Origin of the sequence: Variovorax sp. J22G73, from assembly GCF_030317035.1 — a bacterium.
Lineage (GTDB): Bacteria > Pseudomonadota > Gammaproteobacteria > Burkholderiales > Burkholderiaceae_C > Variovorax.
In genome coordinates this window covers 44,311-64,198 of the sequence record NZ_JASZYK010000021.1, presented here as the reverse complement: position 1 = coordinate 64,198, position 19,888 = coordinate 44,311, and the positions used below count along the sequence as shown (strand labels likewise).

Genomic DNA, 19,888 nt, shown 5'->3' with positions numbered 1-19,888 from the left:
ACTATCTTGCTGAAGGTTCGTTCGCTACACGGGAGACGAAGATGAAACGTTGGTTCTCGCTGCTGCGCTCCGACGGACAACTGCATTTCTGAGGGAGCCCGCGATGCCGCCTTCTTTTTTCCTCGACGAGAGCGGCCATAGCGGCGATCTCATCAAATCGGGCGTGGCCTACGACTTCCTTGATCAGCCCTTCTTTGTATTGGCGGCACTGGGCTTCGAGGATGAGGTGCCGCTTCTGCGGAAAATCGAAGCCTTGAGAGCTCGGCACAAGATACCGACGGGTGAACTCAAATCGAAGTCGCTGCAGAGTCAACCTGTCTTTGTTGCAGAGGTGTTAGCCGAAGTTCTCGATGCAGAGTTTCCGCTGTTCGTCGAGGTCGTTGACAAGCGATTCTTCATCTGCATGAACCTGGTGACGAACCAGCTGCTACCCCCGGTGATGGGGTTTCCCGACGGCCCCGAGCTGCATTTCCTGAAAAATGGTGCCGTCGATTTTCTGTATGACGAAGTTTCGGAACACGTCCTCAACCAGTTCGTGCAGGCTTGCGTCGACCCCTCAGATCATTCGTTGATGAGCGCATTCGGAAGTCAACTGGTGTTTGCGGCAGAGGCATCCAAGAAGAACCCGGAGATGGGGGAGGGGGTGCGCCGGATGGTAATGGAAGCGGGCATACAGTACGTCAAGATGCGCGAGTCGGACGTGAACGCCTATCTTCGATTTCTTCCCCCACCTGATCGAAACAAATTCAACAAGCAAGTTTGGATGCTCCCCAACCTTTCGTCGTTCACGAACATCTACGCAAGGATCAATCTATTTCGCGGGCGAAAGCTTAAGGGGGTGCGCCTTGTGCACGACCAGCAACTGGAGGTTGAGGAAATTCTGCGCGATGCGAAGCAGTCGGCGGAAAAAATAAAGGATGCTGGATTGGAGGTGTTTACGCCCTCTGCCGACTACATGTTTCACGAGCAGGCAACGCTTGAATTTTCGGCATCACACGAATCCATAGGAATTCAGGTTGCCGATGTGATCGCAGGGACGGTGATGCGTTTTTTTCGCGACAGGCAACGCAATCCGGAAAAAATTCATCCAGACATCAACAAGGTGATGCATGCGTTGGGAAAACGTTCTGATGCGTCCACGGCATTCGGCATGAACCAGGTCGTTCCTCATCGGTTCCTGTTTTGACAATCAACAAAGACGATGGAGGTTGCAGGTATGAGCTGGATGGAGATACTGAAACTCAGCATCAGTGCGTTGACACTGGTGTCTATCGGTATAGCGTACTTGGCCTATCGAACCAATCTGCAGAAGCAACGCGAGGACAGAGTTCGAGATAGCGATAAAGAACTGTTGGCGCAGGCTCAGAAGTCCTTGCAGTGGGCCTATGACGTCCTGACTGAGCAGGGAGAGCACATACCCCCTCGGGCTGACCGCCTGAACTGGTTGACGTCCGCTCGTCATTTATTGAGACAAAAAAAGATTGCGAAGCGCATCACTAGTGAGACCTATCGAATCGTCTATGCCGAAGTGGAGGAGTATTGGCGGCATAGGTTCTATACGGCGTTGGACCACCCTAGCCTACTCAGTCGAGGCTACTTCGCGAACCTAGAGAATCCTCATTGGCCGGAAAATCTGGAGATATCCTCCGCGCTTGTCATCGTCGACTTTTCGGGGTGGAACAAGGCAAACGCTGATCCGACCGACGAAGTGGATCGCGATGCACTGTTGAAAAGTGATGCGCTGCGCGGCGGTAACGCCGGAAGAGGCTTGCAAAGCTATGTGGCATGGATTCAGGGGGAGAAAGCTCGCCGTACGATCGGTGGAGCCCCGCCAACGCTGGATGCCAGTTCGGAAGGAACGCAGAATGGCTGAGAAGGATGCGCACATACGAGTTCTCAATGAATCTGGCTTTCCGTTGCAGATTGCTCTCGAGCATCTCGTCAGAACGACGGCACCCGGTGGATGGCGCATGCGCTACTCGGAGCATGCATGGCGCGGTCAAAGCGATGCGCAGGCTGGGTTTATTGATCTTGTGGTGCAGAATCAATACGACACAGCAGTGATGGTCGTGGAATGCAAGCGCGTTTACGATGCCAGCTGGTTGTTTCTTTCGAGCCAGGGCACGGCCCGCTCCCGTGCACATTGCAAGGGTTGGGTTTCGCACTGCCAAGGAAACTCGTTCAAGTTCTTCGGCTGGGAGGACTTCAGCGTCGATCCGCAGACTCCAGAAGCTTCGTTCTGTGCAATTCGAGACCAGGACGCCAACGGTCGAAGGCCGATGCTAGAGCGTATCGCCAGCGAGGTGGTCGCATCGACGGAGGCGCTCGCGCTGCAAGAGAGGTCTCTTCATATCCCGCCATCGTCGAGACTGTTTCGGATGTACTTCAATGTCATCGTGACCACGGCTCCATTGTTGGTCGCCCATTTTGAGCCAGCCAAGATATCCCTTGCCGAAGGCATCTTGGAAGGCGCAAGCTTCACTGAAGTGCCATTCCTGCGCTTCCGTAAGCAGCTTCTGGACGCATCTACGCCTGCTGAGCTGCTCGATTATCAGAACGGTGCCGTGGCTGGAAGCAGGGAGAGTACGGTGTTCATTGTGAATGCTGAACACTTTGCGGAATTCTTGCGAGAGTTCGAGGTAAGCGATCAGGGTGCTCGAAAATTCATGTAAAGGGTGCGGCAGTGCCTGCGGCTCAATGGACCTGCTGCTGGCCTGAATCTGCGAACTCGGTTCTCCGGAGCGGGTGGCGAGGGACGACCACCAATAGTCAGGCTTTCGTTCGCCACGCTTGTATCCTGGGGAGAACCAGGGATGCAAGATGGCGTGTGTCTTCCGCTGTGCCGGAGCAGTCGAATGACAGGGAGACGGTCACGAGACAGGCCGCAGTGATGAGTGGCCGGACTGTGTCGAGAAATCCCAGCACTTCTTCGTCCGTCCAGAGATCGCCTTCTTGGAACTGATCCGATCGGTTGAAGAGGTCGAGGCAGAGATCAAAGATCAGTGTGAGCGTCCAGTCCGACCATCTTGACCAGCCGCACGCGGGTCACTTGGACTGCAGCTGTGCTCCGACGTAAGCAACGCACTCAACTAGGTTTAGGGCGGCCAGCAACAAGAACTTCTCGGCGTCAGTTCGCACGCGCAGCAGATCGTGCTGGCCGAGATAGCCGTACACAAACGCCAGCAGGTAGCGCTCGGGGTGGCCGAGGCAGGACTTCGTGATCATCTGCGCGACGAGGTCTTGCGGCACGCCCTCGGTGAACTGCATCGTCGCCGTCAGCCGCCGCAAGCAGGTCTCCTGAACGTCTTCAGAGATCGTCGGCAAGGTGTGCCCGCAGTGCTTCATGGCCTGGAAGGCGACCAGCAGAACGTGGATCGGCACCTCAAGCTGCAGCATGTCCACACCATACCGAGGCAACACGAGGATAGAGGGTAGGAGATTCGGCTGCTGAGCGTAGATTTCGTCAGCCAGCTCAACCTTCTGTTGTGCGCTCATGCGGTCGACGTCGATGTTCGCCCGCACCATCACGGCCTGCGTGAGCAAGGTCATGGTGCCGCGCCGCACGCTGGCTGCCATCGGTGCGGCAGCAAGTCCTCGATCTGGCTGGCGCGCTGCGTCGGCAGGCGCTGCAGCACGTCGCGCATGTAGGCCCAGGGGTCATGGCCGTTCAGGCGCGCCGACTGCACCAGGCTCATCACGATGGCCGCGCGCTGGCCAGCCAGTTCACTGCCCACGAACATCCATGCCTTGCGGCCCATCGCCCAGGGTTTGATCTGGCGCTCGAGGTGGTTGTTGTCCAGCGCGACCGCACCGTCGTCCAGGTGCCGCGTCAACGCGGTCCAGTGCCCAAGGGTGTAGTCGATGGCCTTGGCCGTCGGGCCGCCGTCGGCCACCAGCCGGCGCTCCAGTTGGAGCCACTGCCGCAGCTCTTCCCACAGCGGCTTGGCGAGCTGCTGACGTTGCGCCCGGCGCTCGTCATCGCGGAGGTCTTTGAGCTGCGCCTCGACGCCGTAGATGCGCGCGAAGCGACGCACCGCCTCCAGGCCCACCACGCTGGTGCCGTCGTGCGTCAACTCTTCGAAGTTGCGGCGCGCGTGCGCGGCGCAGGCTGCGCCCAGGCGGTCCGGATACAGCCGCGGATCGACCACGGTCTCGTAGACGCTGTAGCGGTCGGTCAACAATGTGCCCGACCATCGCCTGCCGTGTCTCTCTCGGCCTCCCAGGAATGCCAACGGGTACTGCGCCCCGCGTCCCGGGCAGAACTCGTAGATCACACCAGGCACTTTGTCATGCCAGCTTCTGGCGTAGGCCCAGACGTAGGCTCGTCGCGTCTTGCCCGCGCCCGGGTCCAGCAGGGCCACGGGGGTCTCATCGGCGTGCAGCACCGCGCAGCTGAGGATGAAGCGCCTGTGCGCCTCGTGCAGCGGCTCCAGCGCCGCACCGGCCTGGCCGGTGATGGACGCCAGCGTCGAGCGCGGTGTGTGCACGCCGCTGCGGGCGTTGATGGTCGCTTGCCGGTAGTACGGCATGTGGTCCACGAAGCGGCTGATCAGCGTGTGCGCGACGAAGCCGCTGGCAGCGATACCGCCCTCGATGACTTCTGCCACGCTGGGCGCCTGGCGCAGCACCTGGCAGCAGCGGCAGGCCCACTTGCCGTAGATGTGACGGTGCACGAAGAACTCGGCCGGCACGATGTCCAAGCGCTCGCTGACCTCCTGGCCGATGCGTGTCATCGGGCGCCCGCAGCCGGGCTCCAGGCAGTCGGTGCGCTCGGGCTCGTGGTGGTGTTCCACACGGCGCAAGTGATCCGGGAACGGGTTGCGGCGCGGCCGGCGCGGGGGCGCGTTGGTCGTTGTGTCCGAGGCAGCCGCGCCGGCTGCGGCCGCGGCGGCTTCACGCCGAAGCCGCTCGAGCTGCTCGCGAAGGCCCGCTTCGTCCTCGGCCAGCGTCTCCTCGAACAGGCGGCGCTGCTCGGCATTCATGGCCTCGGACTTGGCGCCGAACTTCCAGCGCTTGAGCCTGGCCAGCTCGAAGGTGATCTTCTCGATCTTGGCCTCGCGCAGAGCGATCTCGCGGTCCTTGCGCTGCAGCAGCGCGTCGCGCTCGACAAGTGCCTGGTCGCGTTGCGCAAGGACACGGCCATGCTCGGCCAGCTGCTGCTCCTGGTCTTGCAGACGCTGGAGTAAACAACCAACCAGCGCTGCTGTCTCGGCGGACATTCCCGAAGGATTCGCTACAGGAAGACCACGCACGCCAAGCATGCGTTAATGATGGCAGTGCACGGCGATGATGCCATCGGCACATCCACTGTCACGCATGCGAGGGCGGTTGTGTCTGGGACTCAGGCTCGCGTAATGACGCTCAGCTCTGGAAGGCGCTGCCACGGCAGGCCCAAGACCAACGCGTCGAACTGCGCAGGTGTGAGCGACAGCAAAGGCGTCGCATCGGTGGTGCTGGGCCAGACGAAGCGCCCCGCGTTGAGCCGGCGCGCCGCGCACCACACGCCGAAGCCGTCGTGCACCAGCAGCTTGACGCGCGTGCCGCGGGCGTTCGCGAACAGGTAGCCATGGTGCGCCTGCGCTGCGCCGAAGACTTGCACGACGCGCGCCAACAGGCGCTCGGCGCCGGCACGCATGTCGATGGGGTCTGCCGCCAGCCACATCGCGTCGATGCGGATCATCGAAGCAACTCGCGCATCCAGGCCGCGCACTCGCTGGCCGCACCGCCCGGCCAAGTCACCGTGACCGTCGTTGGTCCACGCCGCAGCTCGATGCGAATGTCTGGCGCCTGCGCAGATGGTGCCGGTGCCGGCAAGCTGACCGGGACGAAGACGGTCTTGCGCTCTTGCGCCTTGGCTCCATCATCGACCTCCGCGCGCACGGCGTCGCTCGCTGGCTTCATCTGCGCCTCGTGCACCCATCGCCGGAGCAGATTGGCGTTGATGCCATGGGCCATCGCCACTGCGGCCATCGACATGCCAGGCTGGGTGCAGGCCGCCACCGCATCCGCCTTGAACTCCTCGCTGTGGCGGCGCCGACGACGGCCACCCTCAAAAGCTGCAGGCATAGTGTTCACGAATCCACCTAGAGTTAAGTGGATTCGAGACTCCTATACCTCTTTCCGAAACTCAAGATGGGAGGACTGGACGCTCACAGATCAGTGGGGAAATTGCCTCCAGGGAAGCCAGGGACTCGGGCGTCTCGTGGATGACTTGGTCCGTTTCTGTTGATTTCCTGAGTTCCTCGTCGATGGCGACATCCCACTCGTCGCCCTGCAGGCAGTAGAAGTGCAGTGCATCGAACATACCCCGCGCCACGGCGGGCGCGATGAAGGAGTCGTATCTGATCCACTCGTCTTCCTCGATGAAAGCACGCAGGCGCTGCATGTCCGCGGCGATCAGTTCTCTCTCCTGCTCGGCGTCGCAGTGAAAGTCATAGCCGCCGTCCCAGTGGTAGTCGGCATGTGCGAGCGTGAAGCGGCCGCCTCCCGCCTGCTGGCGGAAAATCTCCCAGACGTAGAGTGCCCATTTGTGGTTGTCCATCAACCACACGGATTGACCCAGATCGACGAAGTAGTCGTCGTCCCGCTTCAATGATTCAATATTGATGCCTATTCTCGTCGTCATGACGATGAACCTGGCTGCAGAGGCCAGTCTTCCGGTACCAGCGCGGGAGGCTTAGTCCAAGGCTGTTCGACCAAAGCGTCCTGGAACCATTGATTTCGAAGGTTCGCGTGTTCGGTCACGATGAGCTGAAAGCCGGGGACATCAACCTGCGTGAACTTCAGTAGCAGTTCGAACAACCGACGTACCGCAGCCAGATCGGCATCCGCCTCAGTCTTTTGGATAGATCCATCGGCCTCTTGATAGACCTTCTCCGAGGGGAAGTAGACCTGAGTTGGCTGATCGATGAGCATGAACTTGGGAATCGGGCAGTTGTTCTTCGAGGCGAACAGATGCAGCGCCAACAATGCGGAGAGGTGGTAGGCCAGATAATTTTCACCACCACCGGTTCGACTCATCGGAACCGGGCGGTCCGGACGATCAAAGACGATCGTGAGCTGGTTCAGATCAAGCCGTGCAGGATACGGGCTGAACTCTGCCTCGAAGGTCTGAATGTACCGAGACACCTGTGCCGAGATGTTGCTCAAGATGGAGATTAGTCGTTCGTGACTGTCGTCGGCACCAACCTTCTTTTCCAGTTCCTCGACCTTGAACTTCAGGCGACGGTGCTCTGCCTCGCGCAAGGTCAGTTCTGCATTGGGAACGAGGTTTTCCAGGAACAAGCTGATGCGACCTACAACCCGTGCCGCCGCATTGTTGCGCGTTCCCATTTGTGCAATCACTTCATTTGCCGAGATCGCTGCAGAGAGCTCCGCCTCCTTGCTTTTAATCGCATCGACTATCTCTCGCACCTTATTATCTTGTTCAGCCAGGTACGCCTCCAATTTGGGGCGCTGCCCCGCAACGATGCTCATCTCCGCGTCCAGCGTTGCTAGCTCGTTGAGGAGCACTTTCGCGACGGGGGATTCAAGGGCCAGATTCGCTTCGCAGAATGGCCACTGCCATTCACCTGTCTCGGGGTTCTTGGGCAGAGCCTTGACTGAAGCGAGCCGGTCTTTCTGCTCCAAGGCCTCGCTTTCAAACCCACCAGCCTGCTTCGAGAACTGGCGGGCGGCATCGATCTTCGATTGAACCTCACGTCGGTCCTTGCGTAGCTGGCCAATGTTTTCTTCGAGCCGAGATATCCTGTGGCCGTCATCCTCGGGAATCGAGGCTGGTTTCCATTGCAACGCAGTGCGCAAGGCATCGATCACGCCATCGGGCCCGGCCTGTTGATCTTCCAGCGCAATGATGCCGACCGTCTTGGCCTCGGAGAAAAGACCGATGCCTTTCTGCTGGGATGTATCGATGGCGTCACGGGCTTGTTCCAGGAGCTTCGCATTGAGCTTCAGGTCTCGCTGTGCAGCGCGCAATTTCGCTTCCCACTCGTAGCGATCATTGGAGGATATGCCAAGGAGAATCGGCAGCGTGTCACGGATTGCCTGCGGTTGAAATGCCTCGTTCTGTCGGTAGAAGAGCTGATCCTTGTTGGCGACGATACCTTGCTTTTGGAACAGGTAGTAGTGCGTGTGCTTGACGTTTGCGTTGTAGCTCTCTCGACTCTGATCGATCGCGACATCGGTGCGGTTTTCCGGGATGCCAAGCAACCGCGACAGCAGGGCGACCACCGCCTCATCATCGGTGTTGACCACTAGGTCCTTGAAGTCAGGGGCTGCCAGTTGAATTCCCCGTCGCTCCATGGCGATGCCGCAGCTTGTACCGCCGGCCGTTGGCGTGGGTTTCGCAATCAGTACCTGCTCTTGAGGAAACTGATAGATCACAGCGAACCACGCCACCTTGTCGCGAATGATGCCTTCCGGTACGTTGAAGGTCGAGCGCCCCATGCAATATTCGATGATCTCGGAGAGAGCCGACTTCCCGGTGGACGAGCGACCAGTGATGACGTTCAGACCATCGGTCTTGAACTGAAGGTCTCGGCGCTGTCCGTCGTGGCTGTAGATATGAATCGACTTGATCTTCATGGGCGTATTCCAAAGGTCGTGTACACCGTCACGCGGTCCGCGATGCGGGCGAATTCTTTTCCAACGATGCGTGCGACGCGCTGGCAGGAGACGGATTCGTCGGTCCCTGTCACGGACTTTCGGACTCGGTCGGGCACTGTCTTCAATCGGCCGTCCGGCGACACGACAAAGCAACCCCGCTCCATCAGCACGCCGAAGGCTTCGAGCCCAAATGGCAGTAGGTCGCTGACGCGATCGGCGAAGCCGATCAGCAACTGAGGATTCTTCTCGACAGTTTTCAGAAGATAGCTGCGAGGACTACCCGCAATTACTTGACGAGAGTCCTTCTGCAGACAAAGCGGCAACACAAGCAATGCAAGAGAAAACGGCATGCCGTCCGGATTCTCTTCCTCGTAGCCCTGCAACGCCCTGAAGAGCACCAGGCCGCAGAAGGCAGGATTGAAGAGATTCCTGACTTCGAATGGCCGTTGATCCCATCGCTTCATTCCGTGGCCCCCAGAAGCCGACTGACACGGTCGAGGAAGCGAGGATGCCAGTACACCCTTGGACGCGGACGATTGTTCGCAAGAATATGAAATCCTCCACGCACGACGTAGGGCTCGGTCACCCGTTCTCGGATGCGGAGCGTGCTGCTGTCGCCGCTCTCGAGATCTACCCATCGATACAGCGCCTTACCCGCTTCTAGAAGAACGGCGTCGGCGCTTTCCTCATCGAGTTCTTCGAAGACCACGTCCCGGTAGCGACTCCATTCATCAATGAGGCGGTCTTCGTACTCTTCCATTTCTCCGGAAACCAGAAGGCTTTCGCGAGCCCAGGAAGACCGCTGCTCGAAAGCCCGGTAGTAGTCCAAGATGGCGTTGCGTATGCGGTTGGAGGCGATGCCGATTTCTCGCAACTGCACAACGAAAAGTCGTGGATCGTTGTCTGCGTCGATTTCTCCAGCGGGCACCTTCCCTCTGAATGTGATTGGGAGGTTGTCGGACTGGTACTCCTCCGAAAACGCGGAAAGTTTGTCTGAGAGTTCGTAGCCGAAGATGGCGTCTGCGCGCCTGCCGACCAGTAAATTGGTGATGGTGTCGTTCCACCAACCTTCGAGACGCTCGAAGATGGCGTCACGGTTGTCGCGCCGGATGCTGCGCATGTGTTGGCTCTTGATGATCGAAGGCACATCCTCAATGCGAGGCGCCCCATCAAATATCACGATGCGCGAGAGAAAATCTTGCTTCTCATCGTCGTTGAGCATATGAAACTCGACGGCGATTTTACCGACGAGTTTTGCTTCGGATTTGGCAAGGACATCCGCCGCAATCTGTGACAGTGGCGTGACCTGATCGTCTTCCTCGGGCGGGTCAAGTAAGAAGCGCCGCAGGAATGATGTGCTGGAAACAGTACCCGTCGAAAACAGGAAAAAACGCAGACTTGATTCGCTGCGTCCGTCACGGTTGTAGCGCGCGAGCCAGATTCGGACGGACTTCCAGAAGTCTGTGGACAGATCCGTCAGACGATCACCAATCCCTTTATGTTTGAGCGAGGCTAAAGTCTTGACGCCATTCTGATCGATGAAGTCGAGGTCATCGTCCTTCTCAATCAGGATCGATGTATTTTCCGGCAACTGCAAAAGTCGGAGCAGAGCAAAGCGAGGTTGATAGATGTACCCCAGGCCTTGCTCGCCGGCAGAGTACTGATCATTGGAAGCCGGTGCCATGCGCAAGTCCCCCCATCTCGATTCTTGTCTGTCAGCTGAATTGCCCCGCGGTGATCTCTAGCCCCGTCCGCAGCAGCTTGGACTTCGATGCTTGAGTACGGTTGGCTGCATCTTGCTCGAATGGTAACAAAAAGATGCATTCTTGGTCGTGCCCGGTGCTCACCGCCGCGCTCTGCGAAGCATGGGAAGCTCAGACCAAGGTCTTCACGTCGTCCCGGCGAGCCGGGAGGGCCATAGTGAGCAGCGGGCGTCAACGAACGCACTTGGAAAGCGCATGGCACGTTGGCACGACAGCCATGGCGCGGCATGTCGCTGGATGGCCTATTCCTGCCAATGCGGACCAGACCGATTGGCAACACCCGATGCAAGGACCAGAAAGCACCTCTCCAAGGGCTTTTTCTGGGTGGCGCGGATAGCGCACCATTGCGTGGTCTCATCAAACGCCCAGGATTGGTCCGGGGGGCTCTCTGGCACGAAGTAGTGGCAGTAGATGTATTCCAGCTGTTTCTCACCTGGATCGAATTGGCGCGCCGTCGCGAGGATCTTGTCGTAGCGCAGTCGCTCGACCCTGTCTCCTTCGACCGCTTCGAAGCCGATGTGGACGACACATGGCCGACCATCAGGCAGTTGCGCGTTCGCGTTGGACAGATTCTTGCGGATGTCGCGCGCCTTCTTGTCCAGTGCTGCTTCGCTCAGGCTTTCCCAGTTCAGGACGACAGCAAGGTTGCACGCATCGACGTAACGCGGATTCTCCCCGGGCATGGTCCGCAGTAGCGTTTGGTAGGCGGCGTTGCGGACGTAGCGACCCGTCAGCAATTCGAGAATGCGGTGACTGCTGCCCAGCACCAGGTCCTTGGACAACACCGCCTGCAGGGGGCGCAGATCCAGGGTGCCGATGTTGCCGGACGCGATGGCGTCGTCCCAGGCCTGGCTGTCCTGCTTGGAGGCGAGCCAGTCGTGCACTTTGTCCTTCAGGTAGTCGCCAGGAACGCTTGCAAGTTCCACGCGAAAGCTCGCCTGACACAGCGTACTTCGTTCAAGCCCCGCCAGATAGGCGGAAGAAACTGACCAAAGCCTTCCAAGCTGCAGTCGTTCGCTCTCGGCGTACTCCCCGACTTCCATGCGCTTGCACTCGACCGCCCAGCTTTGGCCATGGAGCGTGACGTCCATATCGTGAGTCTGCTTCTTGCCAGGCTTCTCGTCGACGAAAGCAACGGTCGCGCCCGCACGCCTGTAACACGCAGCGACCAGCAATTCGAACAGCCCTCCATTGGGCTGACCTCGCTCTTTGGTGACCATGCGTTGGACGCGCAACTCGCTGCCTTCGACTTGTCTCAGCAGATGAAGATCGCGCCCGATGGCTTGAAAAACAGGCACAACACGGGAGCCGAAAACATAGTCGTAGTTGCCGATGTGGTCCAGGACTGCTTCGGCCAGAAACAGGTACCAGCCGAAACTGTCCTTGGCATCGAAAAAACGTCCACCTTCGTCGCCGATCCCCAAGGCGCTCAGGTAGAGCCGGCGCGCGGCCTGCTCTCGGCGCTGCACCCACTGTTGAGGCGAGATGAAGCTCTTGAACCAGTCCACGGCTCGGCGCAGGTCCGGGTTGTCCGGCCAGAAATCGGGGCGCGGGTCGGGCGGGTCAAAAAAATCAGGTGGGTACGTCAATTCTCTGGCAAGGCGGGCTGCACGGGATTCGGTCATGGACAAAGTTCTTGACGATTAAAATGGAGGCCGTCCGAGAGGCGGCAACGGCACGCCAACGTCATGCAGATCACGCAAGAGGCGCTGCTGGTTAGCGTGCTGCTCCGGGCCGTCTGAAAGGTCTATGTACATGCGCGCGGCCAGTTCGTCGGGCAGTTGCCGAGGGTGGGTTGTTTGCCGGATGATCGGGATGAACTTCGCGGTGCCGACCTCCCTCATGAGCTGCGCCGTGACAAGCACTTGTTCATAGCCGACACCACCTTGGCGTTGTTGCGCTTTTTGTACGTAGGCCTCGGTGCAGATCATCAGCACACGATCGCTCTCGCGTAGCCCTCTTGCCATGAAATGAGCCAGGTCTTCTCCGGGGCGAACATGCCACTGATCAAGTGTCACTTCGACCCCGTTTAATCTGAGCGTCATGGCCAGTTGCGCGACCCATGTGCGGTGCTCCGGCGAATCCCATGAGTAGGAGATGAACACATGCGGAGGGCGTCGCAGAGGCCCCAGCAAGCCCGTTGGGAGCAGTCCGGCGCGGTGCAGGACATCCGCGAGATCAACGTTCTTCACGGCCCAATGGCTGCGATTGACCTCCCCTTCAGGTCGATGTCGAGTTCCGGCAGCAGTTGCATGAAACTGGCATGGGGGATGGGCGCGACGGCGTCATCGAAGTTGAATGTGAACGCGAACTCTTTCTGCCGACGGCTGATGCCGGTGATTCGGCCCACATGGGCCGGCGCGTTCACGAATCTTTCGTAGGCAAAAAGTGTTGGCAGTTCCAGTAGCGCGGCCAGCGCAGCGTCGTCCAGCGTTTCGAACTGCTGCTTGACCTGCGCGTTCGTGTGTTCGAACACGCGGTCGTATTCCATTACCCACGATGTGCCGGTCCACGCCGTCTCATTGCCGGACATCAACAGGTTGTAGAGGTTTTTCTGGATGGCCATGGGTTTGCATCGAGTGAGTGGGTTTGGCGTGCCGGTATGCGCAGCCACGATTTCGCGTCGGCTCCGTACAGAAAGTATAGGAAGCAGGGACGCAGGTTAGGCGATGGCGACCACCTGCTTTTTGAACTTCGGCGCGAGCGTGAGTCTATGTGTCACATAGGTCACGCTCCGCTTGGTATCGCGCTTGTCGGGCACGGTCTTCTCGACGGTATCGGCGGCCTTGCAGATGCCAAACAGGACAATCTCGCTTCCGACCGCGAAGCTGCTCAACCAGACGCCATCCGCATGGGCAACGCTGACCTCGAAGGTCTCCACTCTGTCTGCGCGGTCAGTCTTGCGGTACAGCGAGTCGCAATTGAGGAAGCTCATCCGGTACGTCGCGGTGGGCCCAGGATGGTGATGGCGCTTCACCACGCCGCACAGGGCGATCGGATGGGGGGTGATGCCGCCTTGCCGGACGCACTCCCAGGCCTCGTCGAAACGGTCGCGTTCGAAGAAGAACTGCTTCCACGGAAGCTTCTTGCTGCCCAGGCGCAAGATCAAGTCGTCGGCGAGGTCGTCATCGGACTCGCATAGGGCGCGCAAGGCGAGCAGATCGGCGGTCGTGCGCAGATAGCTGTCGAGTTTCGTGTTCGACGCGAGGAGCTGCATCCTCGTCTTTCCTGCGCCTGTCTCAGGCCCGCGACCCGTGGCTGCCAGTCCATCGCCAGACAGGCCGGGTTTGCTCAAGCCGTTGTGTAGCGCGAGCAGCCGAAGCTCCCGTTTTCCGCCGTCGAGTGCGCTCAGGAATTCCGGGTCGGATTGCGCGGCAATGGCGCTCAGGCGTGCCTGCGCGTTGTAGCGGCAACTGGCGGCGTGCCCGGAGCCCCGGGTGAGTCCGATGTAGGCGGGCACGTCGATCGGCTCGATTCGGTTGGCCCGGTTCTGCTGGTAGCGCGGGACGAAGCGCACGGCACAGGCGCACGTGTGATCGTCGCAGACGAGATCGGCGGCGCCGATGCCTGAGTCGCTCAATCGTTGCAAAGTTTCGACTGTGTACGGATGACCCTGGCGATCCTTGGCAGATCGCATCTTGATGCCTTTGCTCATGTCCTCATCAGTTCCTTGGATGGGGCAGGTCACCTTGGTTGGGTGTATCTAAAGTGGGCTGAGCTTGACCACCAGCCAGGCCTTGTCACGCAGCGCCTGCACATGCTGCTCCTCAGCACCTCGACACGCGACCCAGCGCCTACGACATCGGCGAACTGCCCGCGATCAAGTTGCGTCGGCCAGACCTTGAACTTGTCCACTTCGGCGTCCGCCATCAGTCCCTTGTTGAGCGTGAAGCTGGCGATTTCTCTTGCCATGTCTTCGCAGCCTTGCTCATTGCAGAAATCGCGGAACGCCGACAAGAAAACCTGGAGCGTGGTCAGGCGTTGCTGACCATCAATGACCTGACGCTTGCCGACATGCGTTGCCGGCGTCTGCTTTAAGTCAAGCACCATCGCACCGAGGAAATGAACCGGCGCGTCCTTGCGACCGTCAAGGTAGTCGGTGAACTTGCGCGCGATGTCCTCCCAGAGCGGCTCCCAGTGCTTCTCGCGCTGCCAGACGTATTGCCGCTGAAATAGAGGCACCTCAAGTTGCATCTTGGTCTCGAAGAGGGCGAGCAGCGATACCGCCGTTGCTTTCATGTGCGGGTCCTTCTTTCTATCGGTGTTGAAAAGTGCTGTGAGCCCAAGTCGTCCGCAAGCTCAATGCGCCGTTTGAGTGCTCCGTCGTCGGTAGCGCAAGCCAATCGCACAGGCGCACACGGTGCCTGTAACCAACCATCAGTGAAATTGCCGGATCCATAGTCCCAGGCAACCCAACGCGGCGAGGCCCGCCACCGATGCGACGAGCCACGAGAGTCGTCGCAGACGGTCGAGCTTCTCGTCCACCACTCGCAGCAGCTCCAGGTGTCGCTGTTCGCCGAACGCACGTGCATCCTCTACCACCCTTTGCGACGCCTCTTCTATCGCGCGCAGAAGATCCTGCTGGGTCGAGCGCATCTGGTCGGTGACAGCGACAGCGGCTTTCCGCATTTGCGCTGCAGAGGACGAGGATAGCTCCCTTGACAAGGTCTCCTGGCTGCCCGCGCGTCGTGACAAGTCGTCCAGCTTCGCGAGCGCCTCCCCGATTCGGCTCTCGCTGGTTCGAAGTGCCAGTCCCAGTGGCTCGGCCCCCAACTTGATGGTGTTCTGGAGATTGTCCAATCCCCGGTCAAGAGAGGGAATGAGCGTATCCGTGAGTTCGTCGGCCAAGTCATTGCTGGAACGCCGGAGATCCCCGATTGCCCGATCTACCTTCGAGACCTGCGCCATGAGCGCTGCGATCGTCCCGGTACGGAGATCGTCCACCTGCTGCTCAAGTGATTCGAGACGCGACGTTGTCTTGTCGAGGCCTTCACTCAATGGCTGCAGCGGTTCACGCATGACGCGTTGCAGCAATTCTTTGATTTCGCGCTCCTGGGCGTCAATGTGTGGCGTCATGGCAGGGAGGAAATGGGTGAAGGGGAGGTGATTGGCATTGAGGCACCAGCATGGTGGAACAAGTGGGAGCGGGCCTCGACCATCTGCGCCGCGTTCAGCAGTTCGATAAAGGCAGATGAGGGAGAAGGGTGGCCGCCGATCCGCCGCCGTGACGCGTCCAGCTCAACGCGGTACTCCTCTTCGAGCAGCGCGGTGAACGTCGCGCATCGCGCCTCGTCGGCGGACAGGCGAGCCTGGCAGGCGTCGCGCTCGGCGATGGCGCGAGTGACAAAATCGACGCATTGTTCGTGAACGCCCCGCAACCGGGCCCGGAGCGCCCTGGCGCTCCGAACCGCCTTCTTCGCATTGTCGAGGTCCTGCTCCCATCGATCTACCGCAACTTTCAGAACCTGCTTTCGCTTCTTCTGGAATTCGCGCGTCAGGGATTCTGCGGACGTCTTTATCGCGAGCCTCAACGATTTTTGATCCTCGGCGCGATTGCTCGGGATCAAGTAGCTGTCCAGAAAGTATCCCTCGAGGCGCGTACTAATGGCGCCGAAGTCCTTGTCGATGGCGAGATCGATAGCGCGACCATCCATCGCAGTCGCGGCCAGCATGTTCAGCGGCCAACGCTTGACGATGGCGATGCACTGGCCATGAAAATCCCCTTCGAGCCTGCTCCACTCTCCACGGACCCATGCCCGGTAGTCCTCGATGCGCGCCTTCAATCCACCCACCGTAGTGGGGTCGACGTTCTTGAACTTGTTGGAGAACGCGTCCGCGTCGATTGCGAGGCGGGGACCGGGCGCCCCGGTCTTTATTCCCTCTAGTTGTTCTTGGCACGGCTTGACTCGCTTCTGGCTGCGGAGCAGCGCTTTGTCGGCCATCTCGAGGTCCGTGCGGGCGGCCTCTGCACGCTGGTCGAGCATGGCCAAGCGATTGATCTGTTCTGCCAACTGCGCCTGCTTCACTCGGGCTACGATCAAATGACTCTGCAGCGCTGCACGCAGGCGGGCAAGTGGCGTTGCCGATGCGCGAATATCCGCCAGAAGCTCAGCCTTCAATTCGTGAACAAGCGGCCGCACCCGTTCCGCCAGTTCGGGAGCGTACCTGGCAGCGCGATCCAGACTCTCGCCGAACTCCAGCGGGAAGAGGCGATTCGTCGAGCGGGCCTCGGGCGTCAGGGTGACGAAGGTGCCGAGTTGTTGCAGCAGACGCTCGCGAACAACGCCGGGTGTCAGACCCTCGGCTGCCGTTCGGACGTAGTCCCGCATAGATTCCGAGGTGAACGAGTACGTACTGACGATACGGAAGCGATCAGGCACGATTTGCCAATCCTCGATGCCCGGCAAGGCCAGCCCGCCCGGCTTCATGAAACCGAGGTCGTCGATCCTACCCACGAGCAGGATTAGATCCGCGCCGGGCACATAGCGACCCGCCATCTGGGCAACGTGGCGTCGCTCCACGGGATTAGCCGCCTGGTCGCCCGGAAGATCCAGCATGCGCACATGCAATTCGTCCGCACGGGTCGGCGTGAAGCAATCCGAAGGGATTGAGACACGCACAGGCGACTCAAACACGAGGGCGGCGCCCTCCATGTGTAGGCGCAGTTCTGCGAGGGCCAGCGTCGCCGCGTCGTCGGTGTCGAAGCTGGCCGTAGTACGGCCCTGCTGCAGCCACCATGCACTATCGGGCGAGCGTCCATACTCCATGACCGTGGCGGTGGCCGACTGGCCCCGCGAGCGCCCGCCGCGCAGCACCGTCGAAACACGCTGCATGGCTTCCGGCGCAACGCCCATCAACTCCAGCAGCAGCGTCGTCTTGCCGACCTGCGTCTTTCCGAAGACGACAACATAGGCCTCGGCATTCCCACCGGCGAGGAAGGGGCGTACCTCGTCGCCCACTGACTTGATCAACCGGTCGAGTGCGCGGAACGCCCAGTTGAGGTGGCGTCTGCCGTCCGCCGGCTTTCGCGCGGTGAAGGCGACGTCCGCGGACCTTGCCGCACCGCTTTCCGTCACGCGGGGGTCTCGGAGAACCAATTCACGGACGCGCCGGAACGGGCGATCTCCTCGAGAAGTTCGCGTCGATGCGACTCGACATCCGACAAAGCCTTCGCGAGGCGGTCTTGGGTCATCAGCTTCTCGTCGAGGTGGTACCGCCGCCGGAGTTGCTGCGCCAGCCGTTCGCGCACCCTGTCGAGGACCTCGTCCACTCGCTCCATGAAATGGATCTGATGCCCATCCGCAATGCTGTGTAGCATGCCATGCGCGATGCTGCGCACCTGGCCGTCGTGGCGCCGCACTTCCTGCAATGCCGAGTGCGCCAGATACGCCACCGCGACGACGCCAACGACCGCGCTGGCGACCGTTCCGGCCGCTGCTGCCGCACCACCACTGCCCGTCAGTACGTTGATCAGGGCGGGGACCGAATTGAGCTCTCCGTCGACCCCGACGTCCACGGCCATCACTACGGCGACGCCCCGCATGATCGACTTCGACAGCTCGGTCGCTTGGTTAAACTGCTGGCCGACCTTTTCGAGCGAAGCGGCAAGGTCCGCGGCAGGCAAAGGCTGCAAGGTCTTCGGATCGACGCCGACCAGGCTGGGATGCAGGGTCGCTGTCCGCAGGAACTCCAATGTAAGCGCCGGCAAAAGCTGGATCGTCCTCTCCAACGTTTTGTTGGTTTTCGTGATCGATTTTTCGTTACCGGCCTGCTCGACGGGATACCGGTCATGAAACAGGATCTGTAGATTGGCGATGTCGTCCGCGTTGGGGCGTACGGCATCGGGGCGCTCCGTGGCCCTGGTCTCGGCAGGCGCAGGTTGCCGCGATTGATCGATGGCCAATGTGTGGCTGCCGATGCGCGCAGGCGTTTCGGCGGAGCTTTTCGGAACACCCATTGCAAGCTTCGAAATGCCCTCCGTCTCCTCCGCGAAACGCTTCAAAACCGGGCCAGACATTGCCCATGCATCCTTGACGCTGCTTTCGAGTTGTTGCTGCGATTCGGAGACGGTGTCGAGTACGCCTTTGAACTTGTTCATCAAGCCCTCGTGCCGCTCCGGCAGGATCCTGTCGAGCTCGTTACGCGCACAGTCGAAGTGCTTCTGCGAGAGCTTAGACACCGCTTTCCGTACCTCTTCGCGAAGTTCGTCGCGGGAGCCGTCGAAAGCCTCTAGGAATCGCTTCACGACTTCGGTAGCGCCGCCGACATCCTCATCCACGGCGTAGTGCAGTTGAGCCCGGACTCGGGCAAGGTCCAGCACGCGACCGAGGTCATCGGATACGACGGATTCCAGGCGCGTGAGCTGTGTCTTACGCGCCGCCGATCCGCCCAGACTGATGTCTCTCAAGGCAGCCGAGAGTCGCGGCAGCCACTGCAACGCGTAGTCGGGGTCCGCCACGCCGATGCAGTGGACGCTCGCGTCCAGTCGATCCGAAGGAATGTCGAAAACGTCGGCAGCTCGCTGTTTCAACCGTTGCACGCTCTCGGGCTGGCTGGCCAACCCTTCGGTCTTGCTGATTGCGACCAGCGGCCGCATTCCGTTGAGTTGGGTGGCAAGCATGTCCCGCAGGATCGCGGACTCCTGTTCCCCCGCCATCCGAGTCTCGTCGGTCACAACGATGCAGCCCGCGGCACCCACGAGCGCCAGTCGCATGAGGTTCTGCCAAGCATTGTTGTCGCGGTCGATCACTTCGTAGCCGGGCAATAGAAGCATGGCCTGCCCCTCTCGATGGAAATGCCGAAGCGGGACGAGGAGCACCGGCAGGACGACCTCGGGGAGCTCGCCGCAGACCGCCGCATGGAATTCCGCCGGTTTGACGTCCCGCGTCGCGAGCGCAGTCCTGTCGCCAACACGGTCCAGAACGCGCAACGTCCCCTGCGGAATCTTGCACGCCGGATCTTCAACCACGAGAACGGGCATCTTCTCGCCGCGCCCCTCGTTGGGTTTGAGCCAGGAGTCCGGCCCTGAGGCTAGGCCATAGAGCGCCTGAACCAGCGTCGTCTTGCCAGCCCCCTGCGAGCCCGCCACGGCGATGATCCAGTTTTTCGACATAGTCTCCGCGACGATCAACTGGCTCAGCGCCTGCTTCAGCGCCAGGGACAACTTCGGATCGCTGAGGACAGCGCTCCCCGCATGCAGGTCAAGCAGCGCGGCGTTCAGTTTGTTGAGTAGGAGTTCCGGAGTTTGCATGTCGATCCTGATATTCGTTTCAAAGTGTAATGCCGCCGGATTCGGCCAAGGCGAGGCAGAAGTCTCAATTGGCATTCATTTGATGTTTGCCTCTCCCTTCAGCACAGCGATATATGCGGCAACGCATGCCGAGGACAGGACGCCTGCAGCGAATGCAAGGGCGAAGGCCGCAAGGTTTTCGAGCGGCGAGTAGTTGAGTTTCATGAGGGGCCTTCCGCATCGGCGAATTTCTTGGACGTGGTCAAGTTTTCCGAGCCAGGCGACAAAATAT

Annotated in this window: 20 protein-coding genes; 3 read left to right on the top strand and 17 right to left on the bottom strand. The window is 60.2% G+C overall.

What is annotated here, in order from left to right:
- Positions 1–103 precede the first annotated feature (103 nt).
- The 3 genes from QTI51_RS37360 to QTI51_RS37350 are packed head-to-tail and all read left to right on the top strand — an operon-like array spanning position 104 to position 2,672.
- On the top strand, positions 104–1,186 hold the full coding sequence (locus QTI51_RS37360) for a DUF3800 domain-containing protein (RefSeq protein ID WP_286517755.1): 1,083 nt from the start codon (positions 104–106) through the stop codon (positions 1,184–1,186).
- Between the two features lie 30 nt (positions 1,187–1,216).
- Positions 1,217–1,873: a hypothetical protein gene (locus tag QTI51_RS37355; protein WP_286517756.1), complete on the top strand. Its 657-nt coding sequence runs from the start codon at positions 1,217–1,219 to the stop codon at positions 1,871–1,873.
- Complete coding sequence (locus QTI51_RS37350) at positions 1,866–2,672, top strand: hypothetical protein (protein WP_286517759.1); 807 nt, start codon at positions 1,866–1,868, stop codon at positions 2,670–2,672. The genes QTI51_RS37355 and QTI51_RS37350 overlap by 8 nt, the downstream gene beginning before the upstream one ends.
- A 373-nt stretch (positions 2,673–3,045) precedes the next feature.
- On the opposite strand, the gene QTI51_RS37345 is transcribed toward QTI51_RS37350, so the two are convergent.
- The 17 genes from QTI51_RS37345 to QTI51_RS37265 form a co-directional block, all read right to left on the bottom strand.
- Positions 3,046–3,549, bottom strand: a complete 504-nt coding sequence (locus QTI51_RS37345; RefSeq protein WP_286517761.1) for a hypothetical protein — start codon at positions 3,547–3,549, stop codon at positions 3,046–3,048.
- Positions 3,546–4,982 carry an IS66 family transposase gene (gene tnpC / locus QTI51_RS37340; RefSeq protein ID WP_503011588.1) on the bottom strand — a complete coding sequence of 479 codons (1,437 nt, stop codon included), beginning with the start codon at positions 4,980–4,982 and terminating at the stop codon, positions 3,546–3,548. Before tnpC ends, QTI51_RS37345 begins: the two co-directional genes overlap by 4 nt.
- 359 nt (positions 4,983–5,341) lie before the next feature.
- Positions 5,342–5,680: an IS66 family insertion sequence element accessory protein TnpB gene (gene tnpB / locus QTI51_RS37335; protein WP_237677819.1), complete on the bottom strand. Its 339-nt coding sequence runs from the start codon at positions 5,678–5,680 to the stop codon at positions 5,342–5,344.
- Positions 5,677–6,066 (bottom strand): IS66-like element accessory protein TnpA, encoded by a 390-nt coding sequence (tnpA, locus tag QTI51_RS37330; protein WP_286517893.1) that lies wholly within the window; start codon positions 6,064–6,066, stop codon positions 5,677–5,679. Before tnpA ends, tnpB begins: the two co-directional genes overlap by 4 nt.
- A 61-nt stretch (positions 6,067–6,127) precedes the next feature.
- Complete coding sequence (locus tag QTI51_RS37325) at positions 6,128–6,625, bottom strand: peptide arginase family protein (protein ID WP_286517768.1); 498 nt, start codon at positions 6,623–6,625, stop codon at positions 6,128–6,130.
- Positions 6,622–8,583 carry a DUF3732 domain-containing protein gene (locus QTI51_RS37320; RefSeq protein WP_286517770.1) on the bottom strand — a complete coding sequence of 654 codons (1,962 nt, stop codon included), beginning with the start codon at positions 8,581–8,583 and terminating at the stop codon, positions 6,622–6,624. Before QTI51_RS37320 ends, QTI51_RS37325 begins: the two co-directional genes overlap by 4 nt.
- Positions 8,580–9,068 (bottom strand): three component ABC system middle component, encoded by a 489-nt coding sequence (locus tag QTI51_RS37315; protein WP_286517772.1) that lies wholly within the window; start codon positions 9,066–9,068, stop codon positions 8,580–8,582. The genes QTI51_RS37320 and QTI51_RS37315 overlap by 4 nt, the downstream gene beginning before the upstream one ends.
- Positions 9,065–10,288 carry an ABC-three component system protein gene (locus tag QTI51_RS37310; protein WP_286517773.1) on the bottom strand — a complete coding sequence of 408 codons (1,224 nt, stop codon included), beginning with the start codon at positions 10,286–10,288 and terminating at the stop codon, positions 9,065–9,067. Before QTI51_RS37310 ends, QTI51_RS37315 begins: the two co-directional genes overlap by 4 nt.
- 321 nt (positions 10,289–10,609) lie before the next feature.
- Positions 10,610–11,992, bottom strand: a complete 1,383-nt coding sequence (locus QTI51_RS37305; protein ID WP_286517774.1) for a hypothetical protein — start codon at positions 11,990–11,992, stop codon at positions 10,610–10,612.
- 18 nt (positions 11,993–12,010) lie between these two features.
- A complete protein-coding gene (locus QTI51_RS37300) occupies positions 12,011–12,472 on the bottom strand; it encodes a toll/interleukin-1 receptor domain-containing protein (RefSeq protein ID WP_286547708.1) in 462 nt (153 codons plus the stop codon).
- A gap of 83 nt (positions 12,473–12,555) precedes the next feature.
- Positions 12,556–12,933 (bottom strand): hypothetical protein, encoded by a 378-nt coding sequence (locus tag QTI51_RS37295; RefSeq protein WP_286517777.1) that lies wholly within the window; start codon positions 12,931–12,933, stop codon positions 12,556–12,558.
- A 96-nt stretch (positions 12,934–13,029) separates the two neighbouring features.
- Positions 13,030–14,022 carry a hypothetical protein gene (locus QTI51_RS37290; protein WP_286517779.1) on the bottom strand — a complete coding sequence of 331 codons (993 nt, stop codon included), beginning with the start codon at positions 14,020–14,022 and terminating at the stop codon, positions 13,030–13,032.
- Positions 14,023–14,051: 29 nt separating this feature from the next.
- Complete coding sequence (locus QTI51_RS37285) at positions 14,052–14,606, bottom strand: DUF262 domain-containing protein (protein ID WP_286517780.1); 555 nt, start codon at positions 14,604–14,606, stop codon at positions 14,052–14,054.
- Between the two features lie 138 nt (positions 14,607–14,744).
- The gene (locus tag QTI51_RS37280; protein ID WP_286517782.1) at positions 14,745–15,443 is read right to left on the bottom strand and encodes a phage tail tape measure protein; all 699 of its coding nucleotides are present in this window, start codon (positions 15,441–15,443) and stop codon (positions 14,745–14,747) included.
- Positions 15,440–17,443 carry a GTPase family protein gene (locus QTI51_RS37275; RefSeq protein WP_286517783.1) on the bottom strand — a complete coding sequence of 668 codons (2,004 nt, stop codon included), beginning with the start codon at positions 17,441–17,443 and terminating at the stop codon, positions 15,440–15,442. Before QTI51_RS37275 ends, QTI51_RS37280 begins: the two co-directional genes overlap by 4 nt.
- Positions 17,440–19,692: a hypothetical protein gene (locus tag QTI51_RS37270; protein WP_286517784.1), complete on the bottom strand. Its 2,253-nt coding sequence runs from the start codon at positions 19,690–19,692 to the stop codon at positions 17,440–17,442. The genes QTI51_RS37275 and QTI51_RS37270 overlap by 4 nt, the downstream gene beginning before the upstream one ends.
- The gene (locus QTI51_RS37265) at positions 19,693–19,821 is read right to left on the bottom strand and encodes a hypothetical protein (protein WP_286517785.1); all 129 of its coding nucleotides are present in this window, start codon (positions 19,819–19,821) and stop codon (positions 19,693–19,695) included. It lies immediately after the preceding gene.
- Between the last annotated feature and the right edge of the window lie 67 nt (positions 19,822–19,888).